19 protein-coding genes are annotated in these 17,490 nt (G+C 63.7%); 8 read left to right on the top strand and 11 right to left on the bottom strand.

Annotated features, from left to right (window positions below; all coding sequences use genetic code 11):
* Nucleotides 1–2: 2 nt before the first annotated feature.
* The 6 genes from ACO056_RS14665 to ACO056_RS14640 all read right to left on the bottom strand — a co-directional run bounded on the left by ACO056_RS14665 (nt 3) and on the right by ACO056_RS14640 (nt 5,850).
* Nucleotides 3–1,046: an RcnB family protein gene (locus tag ACO056_RS14665; protein WP_421847998.1), complete on the bottom strand. Its 1,044-nt coding sequence runs from the start codon at nt 1,044–1,046 to the stop codon at nt 3–5.
* Nucleotides 1,047–1,190: 144 nt separating this feature from the next.
* Nucleotides 1,191–2,864: an energy-dependent translational throttle protein EttA gene (gene ettA / locus ACO056_RS14660; protein WP_421847996.1), complete on the bottom strand. Its 1,674-nt coding sequence runs from the start codon at nt 2,862–2,864 to the stop codon at nt 1,191–1,193.
* Between the two features lie 274 nt (nt 2,865–3,138).
* Complete coding sequence (locus tag ACO056_RS14655; protein ID WP_421847994.1) at nt 3,139–3,930, bottom strand: dienelactone hydrolase family protein; 792 nt, start codon at nt 3,928–3,930, stop codon at nt 3,139–3,141.
* 54 nt (nt 3,931–3,984) lie between these two features.
* The gene (locus ACO056_RS14650; RefSeq protein ID WP_421847992.1) at nt 3,985–5,235 is read right to left on the bottom strand and encodes an acetyl-CoA C-acetyltransferase; all 1,251 of its coding nucleotides are present in this window, start codon (nt 5,233–5,235) and stop codon (nt 3,985–3,987) included.
* Between the two features lie 63 nt (nt 5,236–5,298).
* Nucleotides 5,299–5,604, bottom strand: coding sequence for a type II toxin-antitoxin system RelE/ParE family toxin (locus ACO056_RS14645; RefSeq protein ID WP_421847990.1), 306 nt, complete (start codon nt 5,602–5,604; stop codon nt 5,299–5,301).
* Nucleotides 5,605–5,850, bottom strand: coding sequence for a type II toxin-antitoxin system ParD family antitoxin (locus ACO056_RS14640; RefSeq protein WP_421847988.1), 246 nt, complete (start codon nt 5,848–5,850; stop codon nt 5,605–5,607).
* A 198-nt stretch (nt 5,851–6,048) separates the two neighbouring features.
* Here ACO056_RS14640 and ACO056_RS14635 point away from each other — a divergent pair, with 198 nt between their 5' ends.
* Together ACO056_RS14635 and ACO056_RS14630 are read left to right on the top strand one after the other, a co-directional pair.
* Complete coding sequence (locus tag ACO056_RS14635) at nt 6,049–7,248, top strand: M20 metallopeptidase family protein (protein ID WP_421847986.1); 1,200 nt, start codon at nt 6,049–6,051, stop codon at nt 7,246–7,248.
* A 140-nt stretch (nt 7,249–7,388) separates the two neighbouring features.
* On the top strand, nt 7,389–8,171 hold the full coding sequence (locus ACO056_RS14630) for a tyrosine-protein phosphatase (protein ID WP_421847984.1): 783 nt from the start codon (nt 7,389–7,391) through the stop codon (nt 8,169–8,171).
* A gap of 15 nt (nt 8,172–8,186) precedes the next feature.
* Here ACO056_RS14630 and ACO056_RS14625 read toward each other — a convergent pair whose 3' ends face one another.
* Both ACO056_RS14625 and ACO056_RS14620 read right to left on the bottom strand, forming a co-directional pair.
* Nucleotides 8,187–9,716 carry a DUF1963 domain-containing protein gene (locus ACO056_RS14625; protein ID WP_421847982.1) on the bottom strand — a complete coding sequence of 510 codons (1,530 nt, stop codon included), beginning with the start codon at nt 9,714–9,716 and terminating at the stop codon, nt 8,187–8,189.
* A 186-nt stretch (nt 9,717–9,902) separates the two neighbouring features.
* A complete protein-coding gene (locus ACO056_RS14620) occupies nt 9,903–11,126 on the bottom strand; it encodes an NADP-dependent isocitrate dehydrogenase (RefSeq protein ID WP_421847980.1) in 1,224 nt (407 codons plus the stop codon).
* A gap of 199 nt (nt 11,127–11,325) precedes the next feature.
* Between ACO056_RS14620 and ACO056_RS14615 the strand changes: the two genes are divergently transcribed.
* The 4 genes from ACO056_RS14615 to ACO056_RS14600 all read left to right on the top strand — a co-directional run bounded on the left by ACO056_RS14615 (nt 11,326) and on the right by ACO056_RS14600 (nt 15,257).
* On the top strand, nt 11,326–12,093 hold the full coding sequence (locus ACO056_RS14615; protein WP_421847978.1) for a crotonase/enoyl-CoA hydratase family protein: 768 nt from the start codon (nt 11,326–11,328) through the stop codon (nt 12,091–12,093).
* Nucleotides 12,094–12,578: 485 nt separating this feature from the next.
* Nucleotides 12,579–12,911 (top strand): hypothetical protein, encoded by a 333-nt coding sequence (locus tag ACO056_RS14610; RefSeq protein WP_421847976.1) that lies wholly within the window; start codon nt 12,579–12,581, stop codon nt 12,909–12,911.
* Nucleotides 12,912–13,388: 477 nt separating this feature from the next.
* Nucleotides 13,389–14,539 (top strand): IS3 family transposase gene (locus ACO056_RS14605; RefSeq protein ID WP_421846432.1). Its coding sequence is split into 2 segments (ribosomal slippage): nt 13,389–13,641 and nt 13,641–14,539, totalling 1,152 coding nucleotides; the frame shifts between segments, so codons are not numbered across the junction.
* Nucleotides 14,540–14,846: 307 nt separating this feature from the next.
* Nucleotides 14,847–15,257: a hypothetical protein gene (locus ACO056_RS14600; RefSeq protein WP_421847974.1), complete on the top strand. Its 411-nt coding sequence runs from the start codon at nt 14,847–14,849 to the stop codon at nt 15,255–15,257.
* 63 nt (nt 15,258–15,320) lie between these two features.
* On the opposite strand, the gene ACO056_RS14595 is transcribed toward ACO056_RS14600, so the two are convergent.
* Nucleotides 15,321–15,536: a hypothetical protein gene (locus tag ACO056_RS14595; protein ID WP_421847972.1), complete on the bottom strand. Its 216-nt coding sequence runs from the start codon at nt 15,534–15,536 to the stop codon at nt 15,321–15,323.
* A gap of 23 nt (nt 15,537–15,559) precedes the next feature.
* Between ACO056_RS14595 and ACO056_RS14590 the strand changes: the two genes are divergently transcribed.
* Both ACO056_RS14590 and ACO056_RS14585 read left to right on the top strand, forming a co-directional pair.
* Nucleotides 15,560–16,291 carry a hypothetical protein gene (locus ACO056_RS14590; RefSeq protein WP_421847970.1) on the top strand — a complete coding sequence of 244 codons (732 nt, stop codon included), beginning with the start codon at nt 15,560–15,562 and terminating at the stop codon, nt 16,289–16,291.
* 52 nt (nt 16,292–16,343) lie between these two features.
* Complete coding sequence (locus tag ACO056_RS14585) at nt 16,344–16,565, top strand: hypothetical protein (RefSeq protein WP_421847968.1); 222 nt, start codon at nt 16,344–16,346, stop codon at nt 16,563–16,565.
* 190 nt (nt 16,566–16,755) lie between these two features.
* Here ACO056_RS14585 and ACO056_RS14580 read toward each other — a convergent pair whose 3' ends face one another.
* The gene (locus ACO056_RS14580) at nt 16,756–17,016 is read right to left on the bottom strand and encodes a hypothetical protein (protein WP_421847966.1); all 261 of its coding nucleotides are present in this window, start codon (nt 17,014–17,016) and stop codon (nt 16,756–16,758) included.
* A gap of 183 nt (nt 17,017–17,199) precedes the next feature.
* Nucleotides 17,200–17,457: a group I truncated hemoglobin gene (locus ACO056_RS14575; RefSeq protein WP_421855525.1), complete on the bottom strand. Its 258-nt coding sequence runs from the start codon at nt 17,455–17,457 to the stop codon at nt 17,200–17,202.
* Nucleotides 17,458–17,490 lie beyond the last annotated feature (33 nt).

Below are 17,490 nucleotides of genomic sequence, written 5' to 3'. Positions count from 1 at the left end.
GGTCAGTAGAAGATGTCGTAGATCACGTCGACCACTTCGCCCGAATAGACATCCACGAGCAGTGCGTCGTCATAGTAGCGGACCCAGCGATAGGGGCCGTCTGCCGGGGGCAGGCGATAGGCCCAGGGATCGGCGATCCAGTAGCGCTGATCGTAGAACGGAGCGCCGATGACCACGCCGATGCCGAGGCGGCTGTAGGAGTAATCCCGCCACGGCGCCGAGTAGAACCCGAGGCTGAAGATCGAGCGGTGCTGGTTGCGCCAGCCGTACCAGTTGTACCGATTGTCGCGCCGCCAGCCATCACGGTCCCACGAGCGCCCGCCGTTGTTGTAGCCCCGGCTGTTGCCGCGCCAGCCTTCGCGGTCGCGGTCGCGATCACGGTTCCAGTTCTGCTGGTTGTTCGAGCCCCAGCCGCTGCGGTTCCACTGGCCGTTGCCATCGCGGTGCCATTGGGCGCTGCGGTCGCCGTCGCGGCCATCGCGGTTCTGGCCGTCGCGGTTCTGCCCATCGCGGTTCTGGCCGTCGCGGTCACGGCCCTGCCAGCCATTGTTGCCGCGATTGGGATCGACATAGGTGGGGTTGCGGGTGCCCCATGCGGGAGGCTGGGTACGCGGCTGCTGAACCTGGCCGCCCTGTCCCTGTCCCCAGGCCGGACGACCATAGGCGGGCTGGCCAACGGGGTTGCCCGCGCCGCCGCGATCACCGCGGTCACCGCCGCCGCCGTTCTGCCACGCGGGTCGGCCGTTCCAGCCGCCGGGGTTGGCGGGCTGTGCCGGGCGTGCGGGCTGGCCGCCGTTGGAAGACCACGCCGGGCGGCCCTGCCATGCAGGGGCGGAGCTGGCGGCAGGGGCGCGGTTCTGCCAGGCGGGAGCCTGAGCAGGTGCCGGAGCGGGGGCAGGGGCGGAACGCTCCATGCGTCCGCCACCGCGCTCACCGTGATCGCGCTGTTCCTGCGCGTTGGCAGTGGCAGGCAATAACGCCGCCGTGCCGAGGAGGACGGCAAGAAGGGCGGAAGCGCTGGTTTGCAATACGGACTTGGTGGCCATGGTCCTGGCTCCGGTTACATGGGGCAGCGACTCGCTCGCGGCCTCCCATATGTCCGGTCTATAACACGCGCCCTGTCCTATGGCTGAACCATGACAGTGGTTTCAGTTCATGTTGGGGATTGCCAACATGAACGGATCGGATCATCAGCGTGTCAGCTTCTTGTAGGCGAGGCGCGTCGGGCGGTCGGCTGCATCGCCGAGGCGGCGGCGCTTGTCTTCCTCGTAGGCTTCGAAGTTGCCTTCAAACCATTCGACGTGGCTGTCACCCTCGAACGCGAGGATGTGGGTGGCGAGGCGATCAAGGAAGAAGCGGTCGTGGCTGATGACCACGGCGCAGCCAGCGAAGTTCTCGATGGCTTCTTCGAGCGCGCGCAGGGTTTCGACGTCGAGATCGTTGGTCGGTTCGTCGAGCAGGAGGACGTTGCCGCCCTGCTTGAGCATCTTGGCGATGTGCACGCGGTTGCGTTCACCGCCCGAGAGCTTGCCGACGTTCTTTTGCTGGTCCTGGCCCTTGAAGTTGAACGCGCCGACATAAGCGCGCGTGCTCATGTCCTGCTTGTTGACCTTCATGTAATCGAGCCCGTCGGAGATTTCCTCCCAGACGTTCTTCTTGGGATCGAGGTGGTCGCGGCTCTGGTCGACATAGCCGAGACGGACGGTCTGGCCGATCTCGATCGTGCCGCTGTCGGGCTTTTCCTGGCCGGTGATGAGCTTGAACAGCGTGGACTTGCCCGCTCCGTTGGGCCCGATCACGCCGACAATGCCGCCGGGGGGAAGCAGGAACGAGAGGTTCTCGAACAACAGCTTGTCACCATAGGCCTTCGAGATGTTTTTGGCCTCGATCACCTTGCCGCCAAGGCGCTCTGGCACCTGGATGACGATCTGGGCCTTGTTGATCACGCGGTTTTCGGTCGATTCCACCAGCTGGTCGAACGCCTTGATGCGGGCCTTGCTCTTGGTCTGGCGGCCCTTGGTGCCGGCGCGGATCCAGTCGAGCTCGTCCTTGATCGCCTTCTGCTTGCTGGTGTCCTCCCGCTCTTCCTGCTCGAGCCGCTTGGCCTTGGCTTCGAGGTAGGTCGAGTAGTTGCCCTCGTAAGGGAAGTACTTGCCGCGATCGAGTTCAAGGATCCAGCCGACGACGTTATCGAGGAAGTAGCGGTCGTGGGTGATCATCAGCACCGCGCCGGCATATTCCTTGAGGTGGTTTTCCAGCCAGTTGACGCTTTCGGCATCGAGGTGGTTGGTCGGCTCGTCGAGCAGCAGGATCGAGGGCTTCTGGATCAGCAGACGGGTGAGCGCGATGCGGCGCTTTTCACCGCCGGAGAGGTTGTCCACCGGCCAATCGCCGGGCGGGCAGCGCAGGGCCTCCATCGCGATTTCGAGCTGGTTGTCGAGCGTCCAGCCGTCGACCGCGTCGATCTTGTCCTGAAGTTCGGCCATCTCGGCGCCGAGCGCGTCGAAATCGGCGTCCTCCTCGCCCATCTCCATGCCGATCTGGTTGAAGCGCTCGACCATGTCCGCCGTGGCGCGCGCGCCGTCCTTGACGTTTTCGAGCACGGTCTTGGTGTTGTCGAGCTGCGGCTCCTGCTCAAGGTAGCCTACCGTGATGTTCTCGCCCGGCCAGGCCTCGCCCGTATAGTCCTTGTCGATGCCGGCCATGATCTTGATCAGCGTGGACTTGCCCGCGCCGTTGGGGCCAACGATGCCGATCTTGGCGCCCTGATAGAATTGCAGGCTGATATTGCTCAGCACCGGCTTGGGCGCGCCGGGGAAGGTCTTGGTCATGTTCTTCATGACGTAGGCGTACTGGGCGGCCATCGGTGGTCCTTGATATGCAAAACTTGAGGGTTGCGGCGCGCTCTACAGGGGCGCGGGGCCATGGGCAAGCGGCGGCGCTTGGAAGAAGAAGGGGTTTCGCGCAGAGGCGCAGAGGCGCGGAGAGCAAGAAGGAAGATGGTTCGCGCGGTGAGCGCAAAGACCGCAAAGAATGCGAGAGTGTCTGCGGCGCAGCCGCCTTCCAGTCCCTTTCTTCCTATCTCTGCGCCTCTGCGCCTCTGCGCGAACCTGTTCGGCTTCAAAGCGGTGAGCCGCTTCAGGCCGCCGTACGCTGCTTGAAGAAGGCGATGACGTCCGCTTCGACTTGCTTCGTGGCGCTGCCCGGTTCGTCGATCAGGTGCCAGGTCAGCACCGAATGCGGGGCGATGGGCGCGTTCGGATTAGCATCGGCATCGGGCAGCTCGACCGTTACGCAGCGCTCGCCGAAGCTGTCCTTGAGCATGGCAAAGCGCGCATCGGGGACGAAGCCGTCGCTCGGGAAGCGCAGGGCCATGAGGTGCAAGTCTTCCTCAGCGAACCGGCGCTTGGCACAGGCGATCTCCGCCTCGCTCGCATCGATCCGCGCGGCGCCCTTTTTGCCCAGCGGGAGTGAGGGCTGCGAGAGGACGGGGGCGACAACCGCGGGCTCGGTCATCATCGCGAGGGCGAAGCCGCCGGTGAAGCACATGCCCACCGCGCCGACCCCGCGCCCGCCGCATGTCGCATGGGCATGGCGGGCGAGCGCGCGCAGCCAATCGACGATGGGGCTCGACTTGCCATTGGCCCAGACATTGAATTCGCGGCGCACGCAGATTGCCCAGAGCATCTGGCCGACGGTGTAGGCCTTGGTTGGCTTGCGTCCGTCCTCACCGAACAGGCTGGGGCAATAGACGGTCATCCCCTGCGCGGCGACGCGATCAGCGAAGCGCAGCACTTGCGGGTGGAGATTGGGCATTTCGTGCATGACGATGACCGCGGGGCCGCTGCCCTTGCGCCAGACGCGGCGCGTAAAGGGGCCATCGGTGAAATCGAAGGCTTCGTAGCCTGCGAAGGCTTCGGGATTCTTCATGCGCTCCCCTCTCCGGGCCCTCTCCCCTGAAGGGGAGAGGGCTTACTAGTCGGATCAGAGGCGTTCGATGATGATTGCAGGGGCCATGCCGCCCGCTGCGCACATCGTGACGAGGCCGTAGCGGCCGCCCGAGCGTTCGAGTTCATCGAGGGCGGTGCCGATGAGGATCGAGCCGGTCGCGCCGATTGGATGGCCGAGCGCCATGGCGCCGCCGTTGATGTTCACCTTGGCGCGATCGAGTTCGAGATCGCGGATGAACTTTTCGGCGACGACGGCGAAAGCCTCGTTGATTTCCCAGACGTCGATGTCGTCCTTGGTGAGGCCCGCCTTGGCGAGCACTTTCTTCGCGGCGGGGACCGGGGCGTTGAGCATCAGCGTGGGATCATCGCCCTGGTTGGCATAAGCGACGATGCGGGCGCGCGGCTTGAGGCCGTGCTTCTCCGCATAGGCGGGGGAGGTGATGAGGAGCGCGGCGGCGCCATCGACCACGCCCGAGGAATTGCCGGCGTGGTGGACGGGCTTGATGTCCACGTCCGGATAGCGGCGGTTGATCTGCTTGCGGAAGGTGACGCCGCCGCCAAGGTCGAAGTCCATCATCCCGGCGAAGGCGGGCTTGAGGCTGGCGAGCCCTTCGGCGGTGGTTTCGGGGCGGGGGAATTCCTCGTGGTCCAGAGCGACGGAGCCATCCTCGTTCAGCACGGGAATCAGCGACTTGTCGAAGCGGCCTTCCTTGATCGCCATGTCAGCGCGCTGCTGGCTGACGAGGGCGAGCGCATCGAGTGCTTCGCGGCTGATGCCTTCGATGGTGGCGATGGCATCGCCGCAGATGCCCTGGTGCGACTGCGGGTGGATCTCGTCGAGCGCCTTGTTGCCCGAGCCCATCAGGCGCGGCGGGAAGCCGGCGTTGGCTTCGGCGGCGGCGTTGGCGGCGGTAAAGCTCATCATCTCGGTGCCGCCGGCGATGACGCAGTCTTCCATGCCCGACATGACGGTGGCCGCGGCAAGGTTCACCGAAGTGATGCCGCCGCCGCAGAAGCGGTCGAGCGTGGTGCCGCTGGCGGTGATGTTGTAGCCGGCTGCCAGCGCGGCCATGCGGCCGAGATCGCCGCCCTGCTTGCCGACTTGCGACGAGGTCGACCAGATGATGTCGTCAACCGTGCCGGTATCGAGATGGTTACGCTCGGCAATGGCCTTCATGACCGTGGCGGCGAGGTGCTGCGGGTGCAGGTGCGACAGCGCGCCCTTGCCCGGCTTGCCCACCCCGCGCGGGGTGCGGACGGCATCGATGATATAGGCTTCAGCCATTGTGACTCTCCCAAGTGCGTTAATCGAGCGATTAAACCGCCGCGCGTGCCTGCGCAAGGGGGATCAGTGCGGATCGAAGTGAGTGGTGATGTCGCGGCTGCCGTGGAGGATGTTGATGATCTCGACGGTGCTTTCGAGGTAGCGGAAGAAGATGACGTAGCCTTCTGCAGGCGTGCTACGCACTTCGGCGCCCAGTTCGGGGCGGGCGGTGCCGAGCGTGGCGTCGAGCCTGGCGAGCTTCCCGCATTTGGCGCGGAGTTTGGCAACGAAGGCGGCGCCGATCTTGCGGTCACCAGACTCGCGGGTGATGTAGTGAATGATCAACCTTAGATCGTCGGTCGCCTCGTCGTTATAGGTAACCCGGCGCACTCAGAAGCCCTCGGCAGCGAGCTTTGCCAATTCCCCCTCAAGGTAGGAGTCGACTTCCTCTTCGGTGTGCGTACCGCCTCGAGCAAGCGAAGCCTGGATCGTCTCGCGCAGGGAAATCAGCTTCGCCTCGCGCTCCTCGACGAGGCGCAGGCCTTCGCGGACGACTTCGCTGGCCGAGCTGTAGCGGCCGGCCTTGACGACCGAGTCGACGAAGCTTTCCCAGCGCTCTCCGATGGATACGTTCATGGCGGTGCTCCTGTGCGGGTTATGTGTGCAATATGGTGCGATAACAGCAAATGCGCAATTTGTGTTATCCCTTACGCAAAACCGCTATGGCGCTGGTGCGGCACGGCTTGCCCTTTGTTCACGCCCTCGCCCCAACTGGCCCCTCGACTTCGTTCGGAACCAACGGGATAAGAGTAGCGTGTGAAGAAGGAGCCTCCGATGCTGCATGCCGACCTCTTGGAGCAGGCGCGAACCCTCGAGCCGCAGATCACCGCGCTCAGGCGTGCGATCCATGCGGAGCCGGAGCTGGGCCTGCACACGCCGCTTACCGCGAGCAAGGTGCGCGCGGCGCTGGCGCATCTGCCGCTGACCTGGCGCGAGGGGCCGTCGACGACCGGGCTGGTTGCCACGCTCAAGGGCGGCGCTGGTGCGCGCAGGCGCGTGCTGCTGCGCGGCGACATGGACGCGCTGGAAATGCCCGAGGAGACGGGCCTCGCGTTTGCCTCGCAGTTTGCCGGGCGGATGCACGCCTGCGGGCACGATGCGCATACCGCGATGCTGGCCGGGGCGGCGGAACTGCTCTGCGCGCGAGCGGACAAGCTGGCAGGCGAAGTGCAGTTCATGTTTCAGCCGGGCGAGGAAGGGCATCACGGCGCGCGCTTCATGATTGATGACGGGCTGCTGGAACCCAAGGCGGACGCCGCCTTTGCGCTCCATATCATGCCCAACAGCCCGCACGGGATCGTGGCGGGGCGGGCCGGGCCGCTGCTCGCTTCGGCGGACCGCTTCGAGATCACGATCAAGGGCGATGGCGGGCACGCCTCGATGCCGCACGATACGCTCGATCCGGTGCCGGTCGCTTGCGAGATCGTCAGCGCGATCCAGACGATGGTGACGCGCAAGTTTTCGGTGGCCGATCCTGTGGTGGCGACGGTCTCCAAGATCGAGGCGGGCACGGCCTACAACGTGATCCCGGACAGCGCCCACCTGCTCGGCACCTTGCGCACGCTTTCACCCGGCGCGCGGGCGCGGCTGCATGAAGCGCTGCCCAAGCTGGTGAGCCATATCGCGGCAGCGCACGGGCTGACCGCTGAAACGGCGATCATTCCGGGCTTTCCGGTGACGATCTGCGATCCGCGCGCAGTCGATCTGGGCGCGAAAGTGGCGGAGGAGATTGCCGGAGAAGGTAAATTTCTCCGGCTGTCGCACCCGATCATGGGGGCGGAGGACTTCTCCTACGTGCTGGAGCAGACGCCCGGCGCGATGTTCTTCCTCGGCGTCGCGCCGCAGGGGGCTGACTGGAAGAGCTGCTGCTCGATCCATTCGACGCGGATGATGCTGGATGAAAGCGTGATGCCGCTGGGCGCTGCGGTGCTGGCCGGGTGTGCGGAGCGGTTTCTGACGGAAGGCTTTGCCTGAGGGTCGCACCGCTGTGCGGCCAGTCTCGACTTTGCTCGACACGAACGGATCCTTGGGCGAGTCCATCTGATTGCGTGCGGTGCAATGCTGCAGTCTTGAAGGGCTGGCATCGCTGGCGGTGATCTGACAGGGATAACGCAATGCAAGACCGGGTTCTGCCGCTGGACGGCATTCACAATTTTCGCGACTATGGCGGCTATCAGGCGCGCGGCGGCTTGGTGCGTAAGGGGCATCTGTGGCGTTCGGGCCATCACTTCGGGGCGACTCCGGATGACCTCGATGTGGTGCACCGGATCGGCATTGCGCGGGTGATCGACTTGCGCGGCGATAGCGAGCGCGCGCAGTTTCCCTGCCTGCGCCATGAAGAGTGGGCGGGGCAGGTGGTTTACTACCCCGGCGAGACGGCGGGCGATCATGGCAGGGCCGTGCACGACGAGGCCGCTGCGGGCGTACGCACGGCGGACGATGCGCGGGCCGCGATGGTCAAGCTTTATGACAAGCTGCCGTTCCGCCCGGTGCTGGTGGGCACGTTCCGGCTCTATCTGCAGACGTTGGCCGAAGATCATGGGCCGAGCCTGCTGCACTGCTTTGCCGGCAAGGACCGCACCGGCGTGGGCGCTGCGATTGTCCACCGGCTGCTGGGTGTGCATCCTGACGACGTGATGGCGGATTACCTCCTGACGAACACGGCTGGCAATTCCGAAGCGAGGATCGCGGCGGCGGCGACCAATGTGCGCGCGAGCTTTGGTCCGATGATGACGGACGATGCGCTGCGCACGATCATGTCGGTGCAGCCGGAGTTTCTGGACAGCGCCTTCGCTGCGATGGAGCGCGAGCACGGGACGTTCGAGGCCTATGCCGAGGCGGTGCTGGGCGCGGATGCGGCGCTGGTGGCGCGGTTGGAGGAGCGGCTGGTGGTGTGAGGGGTTTTGGCGGCTTCAGCCGCCCGCCCTTGTCATCACCACAGCCTCAAACCGCCGATCCGCCAGGTCTTCCGGCGTGATCCACCATTGCAGCGCGCCGCCGCCGAAGTGGTGGCCGATGGCGGGGTTGTCGGGCAGTTCGAGCAGCAGCAGATGCGTCGCGGCGAGGTCCGCATCGCCGGAGGCCTGGGCGAGGAGGCGTGCGGGCGGCGGGGCGATCACGCCGTCCGGAGTGCGCCGCGCCAAGGCGTGGCGGTAGGCCACGCGCGCGGTGACCTCTTCGGGGAACTTGGCGGCCTCTTCGGGCGAGGCGTGGAGCGTCGTCTCGATCGCGGCCTCGACGGCTGCGGGGATCACCCGTTCGGCCAGCGCGCGGTGGGTCGCGAGCCAGTCCCAGAAAGCCTTGCGCACCGCCGGGGCGATGGGGGCGAGCGCGGGGTTGCCGAGCGCGTGATCGAACCAGGCCTGCGCTTCCTCGCGCACGGCCTTGAGCTGGGCGGCGCGCTCGGTTTCGTCGAGGCCGGGGTAGGGATCGTGGAGCGCGGTGCGCGATGCGCGGTCCGCCTCGTGGACCAGCGCGGCCGCGGCGATTTGCACGGCGATCCAGTCTTGCGGGTAACCGTACCAGCACGGTTCGAAGGCTTGCCCGTCTGCCCCATGGAAATCGGCGATTGCGAGCGCGGGGGCGAGGTCGTTCTGGCCTTGCGCATCGAGCAGCGCCCGCGCGGTAGCGGCATTGTGCGGCCAGCCAGGGCCTTCGCTTTCCGTAAGGGCGATCAGCCTTGGCGTTATGGGCCAGCGCGGCAGAATCTGCGTGCCATGCGCCGGCGTGAGCGCCCAGGGCCAGGCGAGCGCGGCTTCGTCGCCATAGGCCATGGCGAGGCCCGGCGGAACATCGAGCGCGTGCCACGGCGTGCCGGCGTACCCTTGCGCGTGGATCACGCGGAACGTCTCTCCGGGGCCCCAATCGAGATCGAGGAACAATGCGAGCGCGCCTTCGGGCGGAAGCAGGCCGAGGCTGGCTTCGGGCGGGACTTCGGACAGATCGAGCTGAAAGAGGAAATGCAGCGGTTTGCCGGTGGCGGGGTTTACCGGCCATTCCGCGGCGCCGGGAAGCACCGGGCTGCCACCCAGCCAGCTGCGTGCCTGCGGCGCGCGGTGCGGCGGGAAATGCTGCCTGAGGACAATCGCCTGCCGCGCGGCGAGAGCTATCGGGGAAGGCTGCGCGGGGGTCGCGGCTTCCGGCTCGGGCTGCGCTGGCTCTTCGGGGGCGGCGTAATCGGCGGCGGGCAGCGCGAGAGCGGCCTCGGCCTCAGCCAGCGTGGCGGCGGAGATGAGGCGGCTGCGGCCGGTCTTCTGCGGCAGGCCATCGGCTTCCGGCTCAGGCTCGGCGGCTGCTTCCGCGGCCTTCCGGCGCTTGGCCTTTTTCGGCCTGACGGGTTTTGGTTCGCGCTGCGCACGTTGGCGCAGCCAGAACCAGATCAGCACGATCATGCCGAGCGCGCTGATAATGAACATGGCGAAAATTGCGACGAGGGCCGACACGCGTTCACCTTTCCGGTGTTACGCTGCTTTATTCCGCCCAAATCTGCAAGAAATGGTTAAATTGGACTGAAGGGCCGGGTGAGGGTTTGGCACCCGGCGTTGATGGGTTGCCGCTCTGGATTGCTTCACTGCGTTCGCAATGACGAAGTGAGGGGCGGGGGCGGGTGTGATCCCGCCCCCGCCGGATCAGGCCTCGGCGGCCATTGCGGCTTCGAGGTTTTCGACGATCGCTTCGAAGAACTGCTCGGTGGTCATCCACGGCTGGCTGGGGCCGATGAGGATGGCGAGGTCCTTGGTCATCTTGCCGCTCTCGACCGTCTCGATGCAGACGCGTTCGAGCGTTTCGGCGAACTTCACCACGTCCGGCGTTTCATCGAACTTGCCGCGGTAGATGAGGCCGCGCGTCCACGCGAAGATCGATGCGATCGGGTTGGTCGAGGTCTGCTTGCCCTGCTGGTGCTGGCGGTAGTGGCGCGTCACGGTGCCGTGCGCGGCCTCGGCCTCGATCGTCTTGCCATCGGGCGACATCAGCACCGAGGTCATCAGGCCGAGCGAGCCGAACCCTTGCGCGACGGTATCGGACTGCACGTCACCATCGTAGTTCTTGCAGGCCCAGACGAACTTGCCCGACCACTTGAGCGCCGAGGCGACCATGTCGTCGATCAGGCGGTGTTCGTAGACGATATCGGCGGCCTTGAACTTCTCGGCAAAGCCTTCGGTTTCGAACACTTCCTGGAACAGGTCCTTGAAGCGGCCGTCATAGGCCTTGAGGATGGTGTTCTTGGTCGAGAGATAGACCGGCCAGCCCAGCGCGAGGCCATAGTTGAACGAGGCGCGGGCGAAATCGCGGATCGAATCGTCGAGGTTGTACATCGCCATGGCGACGCCCGCGCTCGGGAAGTCGAACACGTCGAGATCGATCTTCTGGCCATCATCGCCGTCCCACACGAGGCGCAGCTTGCCCGGGCCCGGGATCAGCGTGTCGGTCGCCTTGTACTGATCGCCGAAGGCGTGGCGGCCGACGACGATGGGATCGGTCCAGCCCGGCACGAGCCGCGGCACGTTCTGGATCACGATGGGTTCGCGGAAGACGACGCCGCCGAGGATGTTGCGGATCGTGCCGTTGGGCGACTTCCACATCTTCTTGAGCTTGAATTCCTCGACCCGCTGCTCGTCCGGCGTGATCGTGGCGCACTTCACGCCGACGCCGTACTGCTTGATCGCATTGGCCGAATCGATGGTGATCTGGTCGTTCGTTTCGTCACGCTTCTCGACCGAGAGATCGTAGTATTTCAAATCGATATCGAGATAGGGGAGGATCAGGCGTTCGCGAATCCACTGCCAGATGATCCGCGTCATTTCATCGCCGTCGAGCTCGACGACAGGATTCTTCACCTTGATCTTTGCCATGGTTTTGCGTGCCTTCCCCGGGGAGGTGATTCAAAGAAATTTGGCGTTCCTTAGCAGGCGCTTGCCGCCGCGCAAGCGGGGGACTTTCACCAAAGGGCATGTGCGTGCGCGATTCGGATGCTTTGGCTCTGGACAGGGACAGGGGGCCAGCACTAGACGTTTAACCAAGCGATTAAGCGCCCACCATAGGAGAGATGCCGTGAGCGAAGCCCCCGAAGTCCTGACTGAAGTGGACGGCAACGTCCTGATCGTCACGATCAACCGGCCCGAGGCCAAGAATGCGATGACCAAGGCAGCAGCCGAGGGCATTGCCGCCGCGATGGACCGCCTCGATGCCGAGACCGATCTGCGCTGCGCGATCCTGACCGGCGCTGGCGGCACGTTCTGCTCAGGGATGGACCTCAAGGGCTTCCTGCGCGGCGAGCGGCCGAGCGTGCCGGGCCGGGGTTTCGGCGGGCTTTCACAGTGGACGCCGAAGAAGCCGATCATCGCGGCGGTCGATGGCTATGCGCTGGCGGGCGGTATGGAACTGGCGCTTTCGTGCGACCTGATCGTTGCCAGCAAGGGTTCGAAGTTCGGCATTCCCGAAGCGAAGCGCGGCCTTGCGGCGGCGGCTGGCGGCCTCATCAAGCTGCCCCGCCAGATCCCGCCGCGCATCGCGATGGAACTCGCGCTGACGGGCGATTTCATCGATGCCGAGCGCGCCTATGCGCTGGGCTTCATCAATGAACTGACCGAAGGCCCCTCGCTCGAGGCCGCCAAGGCGCTTGCCGCGCGCGTCGCTGCCAATGGCCCGCTGGCGCTGATTGCCTCCAAGGCGATCGTGCGCGATTCGCACGAGTGGACCGAGGCAGAGATGTGGGACAAGCAGGAGGCTTACATTGCCCCCGTGTTCACCTCATCTGACGCGCGCGAAGGCGCGCTGGCCTTTGCCGAGAAGCGCAAGCCCAACTGGCAGGGCAAGTAAGGCTTCGGGAACTGCCGCCGGATCGGTGTGAAAACCGGTCTGGCGGATATGCGACAGGCAACAAAAAACCCCGCCGCGGCGGGGTTTTTCTTGGCGATGGTGGGCGTAGCAAGGATTGAACTTGCGACCCCTACGATGTCAACGCAACGCTTATAGGGGAAACTGGCGGATTTCCGCCATTTGGAATTAGCCGTCGACGGGAACAGGCCTAGAACAAACCTGACTTTTGCGCGAGTCTCACGCAAAACTCACGCAAGTCTGGACCGATTGATTTCGCCGTCCCGGAGACCGACACTATGCCTCGCCGCCGCCTTTACGTTGTCGATCTCGATACCGGACGCGAGATCCGAAGCGTCGACGTGGAAGGGTGGCCGGCAGCCAAGATCACTGCGCTTGGGCGGCAACTCTGGGCCCAGTGCGGAGAAAATCTTGTCTTGCGCGACAGCGCGCTGGATCGGGAGTGATGCGGGATGGGTTGCAGCGCAATGACCAACTACTTCATCAAGCTTCGTGGCCGGCGCGGTGAGGCAATCTGTTTGGAGTGTCGGCAGGTCAAATTCCTAGATGGGACTGTACCCGAGCGAAATCGTTGCCACGACAACGTCGATCGTTGGGTCGCCGAAAACGAAGGCGCTGTGGCCGTGAGGGGCTGGTTGATCAACGATGCAACAGTGGATCTACATTCGGTTGTGCGCAATCAAGGCCAGACCTTTGACATCACCCATCGGGATTCATCGTGGTTCTTGCCGCTTGAGGGTGGGGAAGCTGAATTCGCAATGCTTATCAATGAAGGATGTGCTCAATTTCCTTGGGCGTAGCTCGATCTTGATCGGTGAGGAAGAGATCAACGGGGCCAGCGCGCTGTCTCAGGCAACACGCCAGCCCCTGAGCTCGCGTCTTCACTTTCGAGCCTCGTTCCTGTTTGCTCGTTCATGCGCCGCGCCGCCATACCAAGAACTGGGGATAGACAGCTGGTTGATCCTGGCCTGACGAAAGATGACCAGCATCACAGCGTCGACGAGCGCAGACTACATCATCGACATCACGCGCCTGCAGGCAGCTGCCCGTGGATAATCGGGTGCCAAATGCGTTGAGGGGCCTTGTCTTCGATTCTGTGCACAGAATTGCAGTTTGTCGCGAAAATCTATTTGCAGAGCGACGTTGAGGACTTGAAAAGCCCGATTTTCAGCGCGCCGCTGCGCAGTAGCATGCACGCTAAGGCGACGAAGCGATTGACGTGCTCCCCTGAAATGTGACCGCTTTTTGGTAGAGTCTGGCGCAAGGAGTCGGACGATATGAAGCGAAGCAGGTTCAACGAAGAGCAGATCATAGCGATCTTGAAGGAGCAGGAGGGCGGATTGCCGACGGCGGAGGTTTGCCGCCGCCACGGGATCAGCTCGGCGACGTTCTACAAGTGGAAGTCGAAGTTCGGCGGGCTGGAGGTGTCCGAGGCCCGGCGGTTGCGAACGCTCGAGGAGGAGAACTCCCGGCTGAAGAAGCTCTTGGCCGAGGCGATGCTCGACAATGCCGTGTTGAAGGATCTGGCATCAAAAAAATGGTAACGCCCGGCGCCAAGCGGGAAGCCGTCGCCCATGCCCGGGAGCATCACGGGGTGAGCGAGCGTCGGGCGTGTGCATTGGTTGGCGTGAGCCGCAGGGTGATCCGTTACGAGCCGACACGGCCGGATGACGGCACGCTGCGGCAACGGTTGCGCGAGCTGGCGGCGGAGCGTCGCCGGTTCGGCTATCGCCGCCTGGGCTATCTGCTGGCGCGGGAGGGCATCGCACCCAATCACAAGAAGCTGCTGCGCATCTACCGGGAGGAAGGGCTGCGCGTGCGCCGTCGTGGCGGGCGCAAGCGCGCTCTGGGCACACGCAGGCCAATGGTGTTGCCCGATGGCCCGAACCAGCGCTGGTCGCTCGACTTCGTCTCTGACAGCCTGATCTGCGGTCGGCGCTTCCGCATCCTGTGCGTGGTCGATGACTACACACGCGAGTGCCTGGCGCTGGTGGCCGATACATCACTGTCGGGTGCACGGGTGGCCCGGGAACTGACCGGCCTGATGGGCATCCGGGGGAAGCCGCATACGGTGGTCAGCGACAATGGCACCGAGCTGACCTCGTCGGCCATCCTGCGCTGGTCGCAGGAGCGCCGGGTCGAGTGGCACTACATCGCGCCGGGCAAGCCGATGCAGAACGGCTTCGTCGAGAGCTTCAACGGGCGCCTGCGCGACGAATGTCTCAACGAGACGCTGTTTACCTCGCTAGCTCATGCCCGGTTCGTGCTCGCTGCCTGGCGGCACGATTACAATACGGTCAGGCCACACTCCAAACTGGGCGGGAAGACCCCCGCCGAGATCGCCGGCCAACGTGTCTGGGGGCATGCCCCCAGACACGTTGCCATCCCCTCAAACACCCATCATGAAGGAGCGAGACTCTACCTCTGACTGGTAACAATCAGGGGAGCACGTCACGATCTGTCGGTACGACGGACCGAATCGACAAGTCGCTGTTTACCCTCTTGTGTTTAAATTCTGGAGAGGCACGATGGGGTTGTGGTCGGGTCTCGGGGTACCCTCTGCCACGTGCCGGCCATAAAAAAGCCGGCCGAGGTTGCCCCCAGCCGGCCCGTTCGATCAACCGATGCCAGAAGCCCGGCGTCTCTCACTGGTTGCACTTCGATTGTTGTCGAAGACAGCGGGAACGTCAAGGATGAAGGCACCGGTTGGTCTCCAAAGTAAGGACGACCGACACATGACCAACGCTATCGACCCGCGCCCTCGGCGCATCAACCTCGATCACAACAGCCCGCGAGCGCATTCCATCCGGGCCCGCAACGATTACACCGACACCTTGAAGGCACACGGGGTGGAGGAGCGGGGCTATATGGACTGCACCGAGGGCATCTACACCGGCCTATTCGGACGCAAGTCGCACGAAATCCGGCAAGCGCGAGGGCTCGGACCGCGTACGAACGTTCGCGACCACTTGCCGGAAGTTGAGCTTATCCTTGTCGCCGCGGCTGAAGCGCTGGGCGCCGAGCGCATTCGCCATGAAAAGCGGGTGGGCAATGGCGATTGCGCTCTGGCCAGCTACCTATCGGCGTCCAATTTGCGGAAGGCGGTAGAGGCAGATCGGCAGTCGCGCAGCCCGGCGAACGACTGAGCGCGTGGCCAAGCAAATCGTGGAGTGTTCAGCCTCGAAAACATTGAACACTCCACTTCGGCCTCAAGACAGCCCGAGTAATTTGCCAAGCCGTAATGCAGCATCTTCGTCAGAAACCCTCGCTAAAATCGAGGCCTCTCCATCAACTTCTTCAACAAGAAAATAACCACTCGTGTCGGTCGGCGGCGGATCAATGTATTGTGCTAGTCGATTCGTCAGAGGTTTTAACGACAGCGACTTGCCGCGCTCTGCGTCTAAGCTGAGATAAAGGCTGGCCATTGTCTATCTCCCTGGGGGTAACCATGATTCAAGAGAAGACCCACAATGTCCGACAGAACCCGGGCTTGTCCGCCAACCGCCTTGCTGACTTTATGGCGGCAAGCGAGCAGACGCGACGCAGCATCCTTCGAAGCTGCAAATTCATGCCGAGAGCGAGGGTCATTCAGCACCAAGAGGCCAAAGAATCCATAGCCCGGTATGTGTCAAGTGCAGATTTTTCGGCCACCGATCTTGAAACCAGGATCGAAATCCTGCGCAATGGCCTGCATGGAAGCGATTTTGACAACGAGGTTGCCGAGCACAACGCCGATTACATTGAGCGCTTCATGGAGAAGTTGCCGGCGCTCCCAGCGCGGGTGCAGGAAGTGCTGCAAGCCGGGAAAATGCCAAGCCTTGACATCCATGGGGTCAATCTGACGTTTAGCCCAGATCTACTCCTGAAGCGCGTCAACCAGCGCAATAGTCCCAAGCTCGGTGTCGCTTTTTTCCGGTATGCCAAGAACAAGCCTCTTTCAGACGAGGTGGCCTGTTGGCAGGGCGCAATCTCGTTTGGCTATCTCGATACCAGGGTCAAGCAAGGGCTTGGCGACGTTGATCCTGAGAAAGAAATGTGCGTCGCTGTCGATATGTGGACTGGGAAAGTCCATCAAGCGCCCAGCAATGCCGTCTATCGGTTCAATGAAGTGAAGGCCGCCTGTGCTGGGATTGCCGAGCGCTGGGATCAGATTCAACCGCCAGACGGTGCTGTGATCTAAAGGCAGATGCACCCTGCAGGCAATGATTCCATTTCCAACCGCGGAAGCCCAAGTGACCGATTCCCTCCACAACCGCCTGCGCGACCTCTACGACAAGATGCGGGAATTCCCCGAAGCCAGCCGCTGCGAGCATGGCACGCACTTGAAGCCCTCAGCGTTCGCCGCGTTCCTTGATCTGCGCCAGCTGGTGGAGAAGGAAGTGCTGCCAGCGCTGTATCGCATCGAGGAAGCGCGCAACGCTACTTCCCGGCCGTCGCCCACATCACCGCGCTGACGATCTCGCCGATCAAGGCGCCGGCAATCTCAGCAGGCGGATCGAGCCGATGTTCTTGCGGATCAAGGCGCACAGACCCTGCCATCAGATCACAGCTGACGGTGGGCTTGGTCCCAGCGGTAAGGCATAGATCAGGGGGACGGTGAGCAGATCCCTTGTCGAGCAATCTGCTCACACGCCCTGGATCACGTCAGCACTTCTTGAAGCGGCCCTTTGCATCGCGGCACGGAGCACGCTTTACCGTACCTGCCTTGGCTTGCGTGGCAGGCGGTGTCGCCATGGTCGGCTTCGCGGCCGGGGTAGGCTTTGCAGCGGGAGCAGGCTTCGCTGCGGCAGCCGGCGGGCACTTGATGAACTTGCCCTTTGTATCCTTGCAAGGTGCCGCGCTCGCCATGCCGGGCATAGCGAGAACGACGGACGCAAGCAGAGCAATGATGAGTTTCTTGTTCATGGCATCTTCTCCATGCCGAAGGTCGGCACACCAATAGGTGCATGCATCGACATGCAGGGGGCATTTCCACCGGATGAGCGATAATTAACCATTCAAGGTCAGCTCTGGCCGTATCGCCTCGCAGAACGCCCCGTTGATCCTGCTTATCGTGGCGCGTACACCCTGTGCCAACAGAGCAGACGATCAGCGCTCGGTCACCGCCCGGTCCATCGGCGCCAGCTTCGCCAGCAGCCGGTTCTGCGCTGCAAACGAAACGTGTCCTTCGCGCATTGCCTGCTGCAGGTGTTCGACAAGCGCGTTGAGATCGGCGCGCGTCGTACCCAAGCCCTTGTGGGCCGCCTTCATGTCGCGCCCGGAATAGCCGCACCCCGCGTTCAGGATGTAGCAGACCTGCTCGAACAGTGTGCGCCGCAACCGCACCATGTCGTGCTCAGCAAAGATTGCCTTGATCCGAGGGTCTGCAACGCTGAGATC

This window comes from Novosphingobium sp., from assembly GCF_965228995.1.
Classification (GTDB): domain Bacteria; phylum Pseudomonadota; class Alphaproteobacteria; order Sphingomonadales; family Sphingomonadaceae; genus Novosphingobium.
The sequence above is the reverse complement of the archived record's forward strand: the minus strand, read 5'-3'. Positions and strand labels throughout refer to the sequence as shown.

Coding starts and splice junctions, on each gene's coding strand:
- ACO056_RS14665 (WP_421847998.1), bottom strand. CDS start 1,046: ATGGCCACCAAGTCCGTATTGCAAACCAGCGCTTCCGCCCTTCTTGCC.
- ettA (WP_421847996.1), bottom strand. CDS start 2,864: ATGGCCGCCCAGTACGCCTACGTCATGAAGAACATGACCAAGACCTTC.
- ACO056_RS14655 (WP_421847994.1), bottom strand. CDS start 3,930: ATGAAGAATCCCGAAGCCTTCGCAGGCTACGAAGCCTTCGATTTCACC.
- ACO056_RS14650 (WP_421847992.1), bottom strand. CDS start 5,235: ATGGCTGAAGCCTATATCATCGATGCCGTCCGCACCCCGCGCGGGGTG.
- ACO056_RS14640 (WP_421847988.1), bottom strand. CDS start 5,850: ATGAACGTATCCATCGGAGAGCGCTGGGAAAGCTTCGTCGACTCGGTC.
- ACO056_RS14635 (WP_421847986.1), top strand. CDS start 6,049: ATGCTGCATGCCGACCTCTTGGAGCAGGCGCGAACCCTCGAGCCGCAG.
- ACO056_RS14630 (WP_421847984.1), top strand. CDS start 7,389: ATGCAAGACCGGGTTCTGCCGCTGGACGGCATTCACAATTTTCGCGAC.
- ACO056_RS14620 (WP_421847980.1), bottom strand. CDS start 11,126: ATGGCAAAGATCAAGGTGAAGAATCCTGTCGTCGAGCTCGACGGCGAT.
- ACO056_RS14610 (WP_421847976.1), top strand. CDS start 12,579: ATGACCAACTACTTCATCAAGCTTCGTGGCCGGCGCGGTGAGGCAATC.
- ACO056_RS14600 (WP_421847974.1), top strand. CDS start 14,847: ATGACCAACGCTATCGACCCGCGCCCTCGGCGCATCAACCTCGATCAC.
- ACO056_RS14595 (WP_421847972.1), bottom strand. CDS start 15,536: ATGGCCAGCCTTTATCTCAGCTTAGACGCAGAGCGCGGCAAGTCGCTG.
- ACO056_RS14590 (WP_421847970.1), top strand. CDS start 15,560: ATGATTCAAGAGAAGACCCACAATGTCCGACAGAACCCGGGCTTGTCC.
- ACO056_RS14580 (WP_421847966.1), bottom strand. CDS start 17,016: ATGAACAAGAAACTCATCATTGCTCTGCTTGCGTCCGTCGTTCTCGCT.